At 65.5% G+C, this 12682-nt stretch carries 14 protein-coding genes; 6 read left to right on the top strand and 8 right to left on the bottom strand.

Annotated elements, in window-relative coordinates; genetic code table 11:
• Nucleotides 1-92: 92 nt before the first annotated feature.
• Nucleotides 93-338, top strand: coding sequence for a hypothetical protein (locus tag AC24YW_RS13645; RefSeq protein ID WP_487483206.1), 246 nt, complete (start codon nt 93-95; stop codon nt 336-338).
• 10 nt (nt 339-348) lie between these two features.
• On the opposite strand, the gene AC24YW_RS13640 is transcribed toward AC24YW_RS13645, so the two are convergent.
• Nucleotides 349-1284 carry an alpha/beta hydrolase gene (locus tag AC24YW_RS13640; protein ID WP_487483205.1) on the bottom strand — a complete coding sequence of 312 codons (936 nt, stop codon included), beginning with the start codon at nt 1282-1284 and terminating at the stop codon, nt 349-351.
• Between the two features lie 220 nt (nt 1285-1504).
• Between AC24YW_RS13640 and AC24YW_RS13635 the strand changes: the two genes are divergently transcribed.
• Complete coding sequence (locus AC24YW_RS13635; protein ID WP_487483204.1) at nt 1505-2392, top strand: branched-chain amino acid aminotransferase; 888 nt, start codon at nt 1505-1507, stop codon at nt 2390-2392.
• 143 nt (nt 2393-2535) lie between these two features.
• Here the strand turns inward: AC24YW_RS13635 and AC24YW_RS13630 are convergent, their stop codons facing one another.
• Complete coding sequence (locus tag AC24YW_RS13630) at nt 2536-3153, bottom strand: class I SAM-dependent methyltransferase (protein WP_487483203.1); 618 nt, start codon at nt 3151-3153, stop codon at nt 2536-2538.
• 42 nt (nt 3154-3195) lie between these two features.
• Nucleotides 3196-3786: a polyhydroxyalkanoate synthesis repressor PhaR gene (gene phaR / locus AC24YW_RS13625; RefSeq protein ID WP_487483202.1), complete on the bottom strand. Its 591-nt coding sequence runs from the start codon at nt 3784-3786 to the stop codon at nt 3196-3198.
• 315 nt (nt 3787-4101) lie between these two features.
• Between phaR and AC24YW_RS13620 the strand changes: the two genes are divergently transcribed.
• From AC24YW_RS13620 to yddG, 3 genes are all read left to right on the top strand, one after another.
• A complete protein-coding gene (locus AC24YW_RS13620) occupies nt 4102-5280 on the top strand; it encodes an acetyl-CoA C-acetyltransferase (RefSeq protein WP_197955638.1) in 1179 nt (392 codons plus the stop codon).
• A gap of 242 nt (nt 5281-5522) precedes the next feature.
• Nucleotides 5523-6248, top strand: coding sequence for an acetoacetyl-CoA reductase (gene phbB / locus AC24YW_RS13615; protein WP_487483201.1), 726 nt, complete (start codon nt 5523-5525; stop codon nt 6246-6248).
• Between the two features lie 161 nt (nt 6249-6409).
• Nucleotides 6410-7279 (top strand): aromatic amino acid exporter YddG, encoded by an 870-nt coding sequence (yddG, locus tag AC24YW_RS13610; RefSeq protein WP_487483200.1) that lies wholly within the window; start codon nt 6410-6412, stop codon nt 7277-7279.
• An 11-nt stretch (nt 7280-7290) separates the two neighbouring features.
• Here yddG and AC24YW_RS13605 read toward each other — a convergent pair whose 3' ends face one another.
• Nucleotides 7291-7713 carry a cupin domain-containing protein gene (locus AC24YW_RS13605; protein WP_487483199.1) on the bottom strand — a complete coding sequence of 141 codons (423 nt, stop codon included), beginning with the start codon at nt 7711-7713 and terminating at the stop codon, nt 7291-7293.
• A gap of 23 nt (nt 7714-7736) precedes the next feature.
• Nucleotides 7737-8504, bottom strand: coding sequence for a hydroxyacylglutathione hydrolase (gene gloB, locus AC24YW_RS13600; protein ID WP_487483198.1), 768 nt, complete (start codon nt 8502-8504; stop codon nt 7737-7739).
• Nucleotides 8505-8612: 108 nt separating this feature from the next.
• Between gloB and AC24YW_RS13595 the strand changes: the two genes are divergently transcribed.
• The gene (locus AC24YW_RS13595; RefSeq protein WP_487483197.1) at nt 8613-9359 is read left to right on the top strand and encodes a methyltransferase domain-containing protein; all 747 of its coding nucleotides are present in this window, start codon (nt 8613-8615) and stop codon (nt 9357-9359) included.
• Nucleotides 9360-9469: 110 nt separating this feature from the next.
• Here AC24YW_RS13595 and AC24YW_RS13590 read toward each other — a convergent pair whose 3' ends face one another.
• The 3 genes from AC24YW_RS13590 to prfA form a co-directional block, all read right to left on the bottom strand.
• Nucleotides 9470-10231 carry a DUF4167 domain-containing protein gene (locus AC24YW_RS13590; RefSeq protein ID WP_487483196.1) on the bottom strand — a complete coding sequence of 254 codons (762 nt, stop codon included), beginning with the start codon at nt 10229-10231 and terminating at the stop codon, nt 9470-9472.
• 467 nt (nt 10232-10698) lie between these two features.
• Complete coding sequence (prmC, locus tag AC24YW_RS13585) at nt 10699-11580, bottom strand: peptide chain release factor N(5)-glutamine methyltransferase (protein ID WP_487483195.1); 882 nt, start codon at nt 11578-11580, stop codon at nt 10699-10701.
• A 3-nt stretch (nt 11581-11583) separates the two neighbouring features.
• Entirely contained in the window at nt 11584-12669 is a 1086-nt protein-coding gene (gene prfA / locus AC24YW_RS13580) for a peptide chain release factor 1 (protein ID WP_487483194.1), read from the bottom strand.
• Between the last annotated feature and the right edge of the window lie 13 nt (nt 12670-12682).

Raw genomic sequence — 12682 nt, 5'->3', positions numbered from 1 at the left:
GATGGACGGCGTGGATGTGTGCGGTTACCCTGCCGTGATCGCACTGACACACTCGCCCGCCACAGTGCAGGCCGACAATGGAGGAGACAGCCATGGACACGTCACGCCGCATCCTGCTCACCGGTCTGGCGGGGCTCGCCGTTGTTCCGACAGCCGCGGCGGCTGTACCCACGGCCGAGCCCGGCGAGGTGACGGTCGCGGAGGAGCGCTTCGCACGCACGATCGCGGCGGCGCATGCGCCCGACAGCACCTGCGCATGGCAGGCGGAACGTTATGCGGACGCGCACTGGCCGGAATATGTCGCCGCAGCGCGCGCGGTGATCGGCGCACGCGTGTGATTGGGCGCTATCACCTCTTCACCGCGCGCCGCACCTGCTCGCCGATCTGCGACAGCACGAGCTGTGCCTGTGGCAGGATTGCGCCCATGGCGTGGAAATTGTGGACCATGCCATCGTGGCAGACATGCTCGACCGCCACCCCCGCGGCGAGCAGCTTGCGGGCATAGGCGTTGCCCTCGTCGCGCATCGGATCGTACTCGGCGGTGTGGATGATCGCGGTCGGCAGACCCGTGAGCCGTGTCGCGCGCAACGGAGAGACGCGGGGATCGGCGGGATCGATGCCGGCAGGCAGGTAATCGGAGAGATCGGCTTCGATCGTGACGCGATCGATCAGGTGCCCCTCCGCGAAGGCCTCGCGCGAGGGCGAAGTTTCCTCAAAATCCAGCACCGGGCAGATCAGGCACTGCGCGGCGATGGCGAGGCCGGCGGCCTGGGCCGCCTCCTGGCACACGATGGCCGCGAGCGTGGCGCCGGCGGAATCGCCACCGATCACGAGACGGTCGGCGTCGATGCCGAGCGATGCCGCCTCGCGCGCCACCCATTCGGTGGCCGCGATTGCATCGTCGACGGCGGCGGGGAATCTGTGTTCCGGCGCGAGCCGGTAATCGACCGACACGAGGCGGCAACCGGTGGCATGCGCCAGCGCCGCGGCGATGCGCTCGTGCGTGGCAATGCTCCCGGCGACGAGCCCGCCGCCATGAAAGAACACGAAGCCAGGTGCGGGCGCCTCGGTGCCTGCCGGCGTGTAGAGGCGATAGGGCAGCTTGCCGCCGGGACCGGGCAGCATGCCGTCGGACGTCGTCACATCCGGCGCCTCGGCCCGGGCGAACTGCATCAACTTTGCCAGCGATTGCCGCCGCACCTCCACGCTCGGCCGGCTCCGCGCCTGCGGCGCAGCCGCAGCCATCATGGTCAACAAACGCTTTGCCAGCGGATCGAGCGGCATTGGTGTTCCTTCTCCCCTTGTGGGAGAAGGTGGCGCGTAGCGCCGGATGAGGGGTTTTCTCCGCAAATGAGCTCGCGGATGGATACCCCTCACCCGGCTCGCCGCTACGCGGCGAGCCACCCTCTCCCACAAGGGGAGAGGGTAACTCATCGAATTGCCGCAGCAAATCGTTTAGAAATTGGGAGAATAGTGCCCGCATCTTTGCAAGGGGAGCACTGATATGGCCGAGATCAAGAAACCTATCGACTACTCGCCGAGCTGGACCTTCTTCGACGGCAAATGGCACGATGGCAACGTGCCGATCATGAGCCCGCGCACCCATGCGGCCTGGCTCGGCTCCGTCGTGTTCGACGGCGCCCGCGCGTTCGAGGGCGTCGCGCCGGATCTCGACCGTCACGTCGCCCGCGCCAATCAATCCGCGATCAGTTTCGGCCTGAAGCCGGTGGTCGATACCGACACCTGGCTGACGCTCGCGAACGAAGGCATCGCGCGCTTTGCCGCGAATGCCGAGCTCTATATCCGTCCGATGTACTGGGCGCAGAACGGAAGCGGCGGCGGCGTGCTGTTCGACCCCGAGACCACCAATTGGTGCCTGTGCATCTACGAAGCGTCGATGCCAAAACCTGTCGGCAACGCCATCACCCTGTCGCCGTTTCGCAGGCCGACGGCCGAATGCGCGCCGGTCGAAGCCAAGGCCGCCTGCCTCTACCCGAACAATTCGCGCGCGCTCGCCGAAGCTGCGTCGCGCGGCTTCCAGAACGCGCTGATGCTCGACATGCTCGGCAACGTCGCCGAGTTCGGCAATTCCAACGTGTTCATGGCCAGGGACGGCGTGGTGTTCACGCCGGTGCCGAACGGCACCTTCCTCAACGGCATCACGCGCCAGCGCGTCATCGGCCTGCTTCGCGGCGACGGCGTCACCGTGGTCGAGAAGACGCTGCGCTACGCCGATTTCCTGGCCGCCGACGAGATCTTTTCGACCGGCAATTTCGCCAAGGTCGCGCCCGTGATCCGCATCGACGAGCGCGAGCTGAAGCCGGGCCCGTTCTACGCCAAGGCGCGCAAGCTCTACTGGGACTTTGCGCATGCCGTGAAGATGGCGGCTTGATCCGGAGTCTCTGTCGTCATGCCCGGGCTTGTCCCGCCTGCGCGGCCGAAGCCGCTTCGGCGAGGCGAAGGCCCGGGCATCCACGTTCTTCGCTTCGCGCATCAAGTCGTGGATGGCCGGGACAAGCCCGGCCATGACGAGAACTATTTCTGCCGCCGAAACCGGCTGAACTGAAACGCCTGCGTCGAATTCCACGGCGTGTGGTGCGTCTCGCTGCGCGATTCGATCAGTTCAAATTCCGGCCCGAGCTCCGCCGCAAGGCTGGCGCTGTCGTGGCGCTGCACCGGCAGGCCGCTGCATTTCTCGGGACCGTCGGGTGCAAACGTCGCGATGATGACGTGGCCGCCAGGTTTGACCGCCGACCGCAGGCGCTGCACGTAAGCCGCCCTGTCGCGCGGGTCAGTCAGGAAGTGAAACGCGGCGCGATCGTGCCAGACATCGTAAGTCCTGGCGGGACGCCATGTCGTGGCATCGGCAACGATCCAGTCGACCATTGAGGCGGCCTGACCGATGCGCGTCTTCGCGGCTTCGAGCGCATTGGCAGAAAGATCCAGCACGGCGACATCGCCATATCCGTCGTGCAACAGAGCATCGACGAGGCGCGATGCGCCGCCGCCGATATCGATGATGGCCGTGTCGCGATCGGAGCCGGCTGCGCGAATCATCGCGAGCGAGATCGCGGGGCTGTCCTGATACCAGCTGACCTCGGCCTCGCCCTTGGTGGCGTAGACATGGTCCCAATGGGCGCTTCGGTCAGACATGGCTCGCCCCTCCCGCATACCGGGGCCGACGCGAATGAAGGGCTATTCGTCCTTCTTCGACATCCGCTCGAGGCGCTCCTGCATTTCCTTCATCTGCTGGCGCAGCTCGTCGATGTTGCTGTCCTTCGGCGCCTCGGCACTCGCATCGGGCTCCGGCTCGGGAGTGGCGGCCGTGCGGGGCGCAGCGAACGGCTTGAACATCGAGAAGGTCTGCTGGAACAGCTCCATGTTGCGACGGACCTGCTCCTCCAACGGAGCAAAAGGAGTGCCGGACAGCGTATTGGCGATCTGCTTGCGGAACTTCTCCTGCTCCTGGGTCAGCGTCGCGATCGACTGCTCCAGATATTTCGGCACCACCATCTGCATGCTGTCGCCATAGAAGCGGATCAGCTGGCGAAGGAAGGTGGTTGGCAACAGGTTCTGGCCGGCCTTGTTCTCCTGCTCGAAGATGATCTGTGCGAGCACGGAGCGGGTGATGTCGTCGCCGGTCTTGGCGTCATAGACCAGGAAGTCTTCGCCGTCCTTGACCATCGCGGCGAGGTCTTCGAGCGTCACATAGGTACTCGTTCCGGTGTTATAGAGCCGGCGGTTCGCGTATTTCTTGATTGTGGTGGGTTGGTCTGATTTCGCCATGGGCTCTCACTTGCAAACGCGGAGAACGGGAACCTGTCGGGCAATGCCGCAGGGCGGGAAGAGTACGCAACGCAACAAAATAAGCATTTTCAAAGGGCTCACGCTACCGTTTTGTGCGGCACGGTTAATTGCAGAGCAAAATCCTGCTTGCGAAAACGCCAAGAACGCTATTTTGAATGCGCTGCGGCACGAATTCGGTGCTCGGCCGATTGACATGCCTCAACGACGTTAACAGGATGACTGACGAGACTGACGGGCCATTTGCAAGCGCCCGCCTGCCCCTTTCTTCAGAACCTCAAGCCCCAGGAGATGCCCATGTCAGACGATGTCGTCATCGTCAGCGCCGCCCGCACCCCGGTCGGAAGCTTCAACGGAGCCTTCGCGACCCTTCCCGCCCATGACCTCGGCGCCGTCGCCATCAAGGCCGCGCTGGAGCGCGCCGGCATCGAGCCCGGCCGGGTCTCCGAAGTGATCATGGGTCAGATCCTGACCGCCGCCCAAGGCCAGAACCCGGCCCGCCAGGCGTCGATCGCCGCCGGTATTCCGGTGGAGAGCCCGGCCTGGGGCGTCAACCAACTCTGCGGCTCGGGCCTGCGCACCGTTGCGCTCGGCTACCAGGCGCTGCTCAACGGCGATTCCGAGATCGTGGTCGCCGGCGGACAGGAATCGATGAGCATGGCCCCGCACGCCCAGCATCTGCGCGGCGGCGTCAAGATGGGCGGTCTCGAGCTGGTCGACACCATGATCAAGGACGGCCTGTGGGATGCCTTCAACGGCTACCACATGGGCAACACCGCCGAGAACGTCGCGCGGCAATGGCAGATCACCCGCGCCCAGCAGGACGAGTTTGCCGTGGCCTCGCAGCAGAAGGCCGAGGCCGCGCAGAAGGCCGGCAAGTTCAACGACGAAATCGTTCCGGTCACCATCAAGACGCGCAAGGGCGACGTCGTCGTCAGCGCCGACGAATATCCGCGCCATGGCGCCACGCTCGACGCGATGGCCAAGCTCAAGCCTGCCTTCGAGAAGGACGGCACGGTGACCGCGGGCTCGGCCTCGGGCATCAACGACGGCGCTGCCGCCGTGGTGCTGATGACCGCCAAGCAGGCCGCCAAGGAAGGCAAGAAGCCCTTGGCGCGCATCGTGTCCTGGGCGCAGGCCGGCGTCGATCCGAAAATCATGGGCTCGGGCCCGATCCCGGCCTCGCGCGCCGCGCTGAAGAAGGCCGGCTGGAGCGTCGGCGATCTCGATTTGATCGAGGCCAACGAAGCCTTCGCGGCACAGGCCTGCGCCGTCAACAAGGACCTCGGCTGGGACACGTCCAAGGTCAACGTCAACGGCGGTGCGATCGCGATCGGCCATCCGGTCGGTGCGTCCGGTGCACGCGTGCTGGTGACGCTGCTGCACGAAATGCAGAAGCGCGATTCGAAGAAGGGCCTGGCCACGCTGTGCATCGGCGGCGGCATGGGCATCGCCATGTGTGTGGCGCGCGACTGATCTTACGCGCAGCTGACGGGTGCGCCGCACACGTCAGCGCGTGCGTTGCACGCGACTAAAAAGGCAGCGGTTGCAAATCAAATATTCTTCGCAACCCGGCAAGCCTCGACTAAAGAAAAACGCCCGGCTCGATGCCGGGCGTTTTGTTCTTGATGTCCGTCAAACCAACCGCATAATCCCTGGCTAAAAACGATCACGTCAGAAAAGTCCGAAGCGTCCAAGGAAGAGGGAAGGAATACGATATGGCACGTGTTGCATTGGTGACGGGTGGTACGCGGGGCATCGGTGCTGCGATCAGCAAGGCGCTGCAGGCCGCCGGCTACAAGGTTGCGGCGAGCTATGCCGGCAACGACGCGGCGGCGGAGAAATTCAAGGCCGAGACCGGCATTCCGGTTTTCAAGTGGGACGTCAGCAGTTTCGACGCCTGCGCCGAGGGCGTGAAGAAGGTCGAGGCCGTGGTCGGGCCGGTCGACGTGCTGGTCAACAATGCCGGCATCACCAAGGACGGTGCCTTCCACAAGATGAGCCTCGAGCAATGGAACGCCGTGATCGGCACCAATCTTGGCTCGCTGTTCAACATGTCGCGCCAGGTGATCGAAGGCATGCGCGGGCGCAAGTTCGGCCGCATCATCAACATTTCCTCGATCAACGGCCAGAAGGGGCAGTTCGGACAGGTCAACTACTCCGCAGCGAAAGCCGGCGAGATCGGCTTCACCAAGGCCCTGGCGCTGGAGAACGCCAAGGGCGGCGTCACCGTGAACGCGATCTGCCCCGGCTACATCAACACCGAGATGGTGCAGGCCGTGCCGAAGGACGTGCTGGAGAAGGCGATCCTGCCGTTGATTCCGATCGGCCGTCTCGGCGAGCCCGAAGAGATCGCGCGTGCCGTCGTGTTCCTCGCCGCGGATGAGGCCGGCGCCATCACCGGCTCGACGCTGTCGGTCAACGGCGGCCAGTACATGGTGTGATGCGATCGCATCACGCAGGCTGATATTGTCCACATCGTCGTGCCCGGGCTTGTCCCGGACATCAGGCCCTGTCATTCCGGGGCGCCGCGTAGCGGCGAACCCGGAATCTCGAGGTTTCGGGTTCGGCTCTTCGAGCCGCCCCGGAACGACGAGGCCCTGGAATGACTCCCCGCACTGCCACGCTGATCGGCTTGACCGCGATCCTGATGTGGTCGCTGCTGTCGGTGATGACGGTGGCGACCGGAAAGATCCCGGCGTTCCAGCTCGCGGCGATGACCTTCGCGATAGGTGGTGTCGTCGGCCTGCTCACCTGGATCGGGCGAAGCGACGCGGCGAAGAGCCTGCGGCAACCGCTCGTCGTCTGGGTCGTCGGCGTCGGCGGCCTGTTCGGCTATCACGCCCTGTATTTTCTCGCGCTGCGCTTCGCCCCGCCGGCCGAAGCCGGCCTTCTGAACTACCTGTGGCCGCTCTTGATCGTTCTGTTCTCGTCCTTCCTGCCGGGCGAGCGGCTGGCCGCGCACCACATCATCGGCGCCGTGCTCGGCCTCGTCGGCACGGTGCTGCTGTTCGCCGGCAACACCAGCGGTTTTGCGCCTGGAGCTGTGCCGGGTCTGATCGCGGCCTTCATCGCGGCGTTCGTCTGGGCGACCTATTCGGTGCTGTCGCGCCGGTTGAAAGCGGTGCCGACCGATGCGGTCGCAGGCTTCTGCCTTGCCACGGCCGTATTGGCCGCGCTGATGCACGGCCTGCTTGAAACCACGGTCTGGCCGGAGACGGGTTTGCAATGGCTCTCGGTCATCGCACTCGGCATCGGCCCGGTCGGCGCCGCGTTCTACGCCTGGGACATCGGCATGAAGCGGGGCGACATCCGCGTGCTCGGCGCCGCGTCCTATGCGACGCCGCTGCTCTCGACGGGATTCCTCATTGCTGCCGGTTTCGCCAAGGCCAGCGCCAACATCGCCCTTGCTGCGATCCTCATTGCCGGGGGCGGGCTGATCGCGGCCAAGGACATGGTGCTGCGGAAGCGATGATTGGAGCGGAGCTACGGCTCCCAGCCGGGCGGCGCGAGCTCGAAGCCTGCGAACTCGAATGCGGGCGCCACGGTGCATCCGACCAGCGTCCACTCGCCGGTGGTTTCCGCCATCTGCCAGGCCAGCGCAGGCACGATCGCCTGCGGCCGCTCGCCGCCGCCGAGGTCGGCGCCGAGCCGCACCTCGTGCTGCGAGCAGCCGTCATGGGCGATGCGCAGCGTCAAGGGGCTGCCGGCGTAATAGTGCCACGTCTCCACCGCGTCGACGCGATGCCAGTGCGAACGCTCGCCGCGCGCGAGCAGGAAGTAGATCAGCGTCGAGCGCGAACGCCCGTTGGAATCCGTGCTCTGGTCGCGAAACGTCTCGCGATAATGTCCGCCTTCGGGATGCGGGCGGAGTTCGAGGCGTGCGATGATCTCGGCTGCGGACGGCATCGATCCTCGTCATGATGTGTGCTTCAGGACTTATTCTTGCGCTCGCGCAGCTCGCCGAACACCGCAGCGGGATCCGCGCCCTTCATGTGCAGCCTGGCCGCGACCGCCGGCTCGTCGGCGCGCAGGAACACGTTGGCGCGCTTCTCCTCACCGAGCAGGGAGGGAATGGTCGGCTTGTTCTCGGCGCGGAGCCTCGCGACCTCCGCCGCGCGCGCCTGTAGCGCTGCATTGTCCGGATCGATGGTGAGCGCGAACTTGACGTTGGACGCAGTGTATTCGTGGCCGCAATAGAGCTTGAAGTCGTCGGGCAGGGCGCGCAGCTTCAGCAGCGAGTCCCACATCATCGGATAGGTGCCCTCGAACACGCGGCCGCAGCCGATCGAGAACAGCGTATCGGCGGCGAACACCGTCTTCTCATTGTCGAACACGTAGGAGATGTGGTCGAGCGTGTGACCGGGTGTCTCTACCACACGCGCCAGCAGATTGCCGATCTTGACCACGTCGGCATTGGCGACGCGCTGGTCGACATTGGCGATCTCAGTCGTCTTGTCGTGCGGCGCGACGACGCGGCAATTGTATTTCTGCTTGAGCTCGGCGACCCCGCCGACATGATCGCCATGATGATGGGTGATCAGGATGTCGGTGAGCTGCCAGCCCTCGCGCTCCAGGGCCTCGAGGATGGGACCGGCCTCCGGCGCGTCGATCGAGGCGGTCGCTTTGGTTTCCACATCGTGGATCAGATAACCGAAATTGTCGTTTAAACAGCTGAAAGTACGAATTTCGGCGGCCATGTCATCTCCATCGCGCTCAGCCCCGCCAGACAAATATGGCGTTAACGTTGCGCAGGCAATGCAATATTCCGCGCGCGAGCGTGCCCTCGCGCATGTTACATTGCGGTCATGACCATCGACGTCGTCGACCTCCGCGAGTTCTATTCCCGCCGCCTCGGCATCGTGGCGCGTCAGATGATCAATCGCGGCATCAGGGAGCGCTGGCCTAGTGCCGAGGGCCAGCGCGTGCTCGGCATCGGCTATCCGACACCCTATCTGGGCTTGTTCCGCGAGGACGCCGAGCGCTGCCTCGCCTTCATGCCGGCGGCCCAGGGTGTCCTGAAATGGCCGACGGGACGGCCCGCGCTGGCCTCGCTGGTGGACGAATTCTCGCTGCCGCTTCCCGAGGCCGCGGTCGACCGCATCCTCCTCGTGCACGCGCTGGAGATGTCGGACGATCCGGCCGCGCTGCTGCGCGAGGCCTGGCGCGTGCTGTCGCCCTCGGGACGCGTCATCGCCGTGATCCCCAACCGGCGCGGGGTGTGGACCCGCACCGACAGCACGCCGTTCGGCCATGGCCGGCCCTATTCGCGATCGCAGATCACCGAGCTGTTGCGCCAGACCTGGTTCACGCCGACCGCCTGGGGCGAGGCGCTGTTCATGCCGCCTTACGCCGGCGGCTGGGTGTTGAAATCGGCCCAGATGTGGGAACGCGCCGGTGCCGCGCTGTCACTGCCCTTTGCCGGCGTCCACATCGTGGAGGCGACCAAGCAGGTCTACCGCGCGATCCCCGCCAAGCGCGAGCGGGCGCGGCTGATTCCCTCGCTCGCCAAGCCCGTGCTGGTGCCGTCCTCGACGACGGTGACGCGCGGCTGAGTTCACGTCTCCCTTCGGGAGAGGTGGGTCTGTGCCCGGCCAACGCACCGCGTCAAAAACAAATCGTCCCGGCGAGGCCGGGACAATTCGAGTCGGAAAGTCAGAAGAGCTTACTCGCCCGGGGCGACTTCGTCGCTGGAAGCAACCGGAGCGGCTTCACGCTCCGGGCGCGGGCCATGCGGCCGGCGCCGCCGGCGCGGATAGCGCTCGCCGCCACCGCCGCCCTCAAAGCCGCCCTGATTGCCGTTCACCTGCGGCTGCGGGCCGGTGATGAAGGAGGGCAGGCGGTCGACGCCGCCGGCATCGGCGACGACGGGCTGCGGCTGGTTGGCGGGCTGCGGCTGATATTGCGGCTGCGGACGGTGATCGCGTTCGCGGTGCTCGCGCGGCTGCTGATTGTCGCGCTGATAGGGCGGCTGGTTGTCGCGCGGCTGGTGATCACGCTGATGATGATCGCGCTGGCCGTCGCGGTCGCGCATGAAGGGCTGCGGCTGGGGCTGCGGGACGAAGCCGGGCTCCTGGCCGAAGGCCGAGAAATTCTCGCCGTCGTCCTCGCCCTCGTCGCTGCTGGTGATGGGCTCATCGCCGCGCGGCTGCTGGTTCTGACGGAACTGCTCCTGAGCCGCGGCGATCAGGCGGAAATAATGCTCGGCGTGCTGGTAGTAGTTCTCGGCTGCAACGGGATCGCCGGAGGAGCGCGCGTCACGTGCAAGCTGGAGATACTTTTCGGCGATGTGCGAAGCGGTGCCGCGAATCTTGATGTCGGGTCCGTTGGATTCGTAAACCCGGGTCATCGGGTTCTGGCCGCGCCGGTTGTTGTTGTTATTGTTGTTGCGGTTGCGCATCCGCTGCTTGTTTTGACCGTTTCTCATGTCCTGCCTTTAATTCCAGCCCTAAAGATTGCACGCATTACTGATTGCTCGGAGTGACCTGGGTGACAGCGGCTCACATGTCTCGCGCACACCGCACGCGAGAGCGGATCCAGCCCTGCCGATGTTCGTCGACCGTCGCGTTCAACAAAGACGCGTTCCCCACCCGCCAGCATCCATTGCCAGCGAACCCATTCATTTCGCCTGCCGAAACAAGCCCAGCTTTCTTGCGTAAGTCTTCAGGCGCAATATCAGGCTTTCGTTCACGTTGCGGTCGGAGAGAGCAGCGCAGCTCCACTGGCCATCTCGCTCAACAGGACCTGCGGCTTGGAACCTTCAAATCAGTAAAGCTCTCGCCCGAGAGCCCGGCTTTCGCCCGTAGGTCTACGGGGCCGGCACCGATGTGTTGACCGGAACGTAGTCGTTCCCACGGGATATTCCAAGTGGTTTTTTGCGGGCCAATCCGGCTTTTATGGGGGCATTTTTCGGGCCGATACGGCCCGCGGAATGCCCGCCAGGTCGGCCTTGGGTGACCTGTCCAGCGATAACGCGGCGGCCCTCATCAAGGTTTCAATATTCTGAGCCTGGCCCTGTCCGGCCTCGACGACCAGGGCGCCGCCGGGGGCGAGCCGCTCGCCCGCCTGCGGGATCAGGGCGCGATAGGCGTCGTATCCGTCATTGCCGCCGTCGAGCGCCAGATGCGGGTCGTGCTCGCGCACCGCGATGCTCAATTTCGGAATTTCAGCCGAGGGAATATAGGGCGGATTCGACACGATGAGGTCGAACGGGCCACCGAGCGCCGCGGCGTAGGAGCAGGCGACGAAGGCGGCGCGGTCGGCGAGTCCCAGCGCAGCGGCATTGTCCCTGGCGGTTCTGAGCGCGTTCTGGCTGAGATCGGTGCCGACGCCGAACGCATCGGGCATTTCGTGCAGCAGCGCGAGCAGGATCGCGCCGGATCCGGTGCCGATGTCGGCGATACGCGGCGGGCGAGATGTCTGCCGCTCGCGAAGGATTTCGAGCGCAAGCTCGACCACGGTCTCGGTATCGGGGCGCGGGACCAGGGTTGCTTCCGACAGGCGGAACGGCAGGCCCCAGAATTCGCGCGTCCCGAGAATGCGCGCCACCGGCTCGCCGGCGATGCGGCGCTGTGCATGTTGCGCGAGCCGCGATGCTTCGGCGGTGGTGAGAGGACGGGCCGCCTGCGTGATCAGGCCGGTGAGGTCGAGGCCGAGTACCGCACTGATCAGGATGCGCGCGTCGAGCTCGGCTTGGTCGAGCCCTGCCGATCTCAGCTGCGCAGCCAGCGCGCGCCGCGCGCTCTCGATGGATTGTCCTATGAAGGGGTTGCTCACGCCTCAGGCCGCCGCGCCTTGCGCAGCGAGCTGTGCGGCCTGGTGCTCCGTCGTCAGTGCGTCGATCAGTTCGCCGAGCGCTTCACCCGCGATCACCTGGGGCAGCTTGTAGAGCGTGAGGTTGATGCGATGATCGGTGACGCGTCCTTGCGGAAAATTGTAGGTGCGGATGCGCTCGGAGCGGTCGCCGGAGCCGACCTTCTCCTTGCGCTCGGCCGAGCGCGCCGCCTCGACCCGTTGCCGCTCGGCGTCATAGATGCGCGAGCGCAGGATGTTCATGGCGGAGGCGCGATTCTTGTGCTGCGAGCGGCTGTCTTGCATCATGACCACGATGCCGGTCGGGATATGGGTGATGCGGATCGCGGATTCCGTCTTGTTGACGTGCTGGCCACCGGCGCCCCCTGCGCGCATGGTCTCGATGCGCAGGTCGTCGTTCTTGATGTCGACGTCGACGTCCTCGACCTCGGGCAGCACGGCGACCGTCGCGGCGGAGGTGTGGATGCGCCCCTGCGTCTCGGTGTCGGGCACGCGCTGCACGCGGTGCACGCCGGATTCGAATTTCAACTTGGAGAATGCGCCGCGGCCCTGGATCTCGGCGATGATTTCCTTGTAGCCGCCGACGGTGCCTTCGCTGGCGGAGATGACCTCGACCTTCCAGCCCTGCAAGCTGGCGAAACGCTCGTACATCCGGAACAGGTCGCCGGCGAACAGCGAAGCCTCGTCGCCGCCGGTGCCGGCGCGGATTTCCAGCACCACGTTGCGGTCGTCCATGGCGTCCTTGGGCAGCAGCGCGACGCGGATCTTCTGGACCAGGTCCTCGATCTTCGGCGCGAGCTCGTCGCGTTCGGCTTCCGCCATGCCGCGCATCTCGGCGTCGGTGGCGGGATCGGCGATCAACGCCTCGGTGTCGGCGAGTTCCTTGACGGCGGCGCGATAGGCCTTCACCGCCTCGATCAGCGGCGTGAGCTCGGCGAGCTCGCGCGTGATCTGCACGTAACGCTCGGAGGCGAGCTGTCCGAGCGATTCGGCCTCGAGCGAGGCGTGATGCGCGAGCAGGACGTCCAGTTTGGCTTCGGGAAGTGACGACATCGGTTCAGTCTCA

Source organism: Bradyrhizobium sp. USDA3516, from assembly GCF_057651995.1.
The sequence above is the reverse complement of the archived record's forward strand: the minus strand, read 5'-3'. Positions and strand labels throughout refer to the sequence as shown.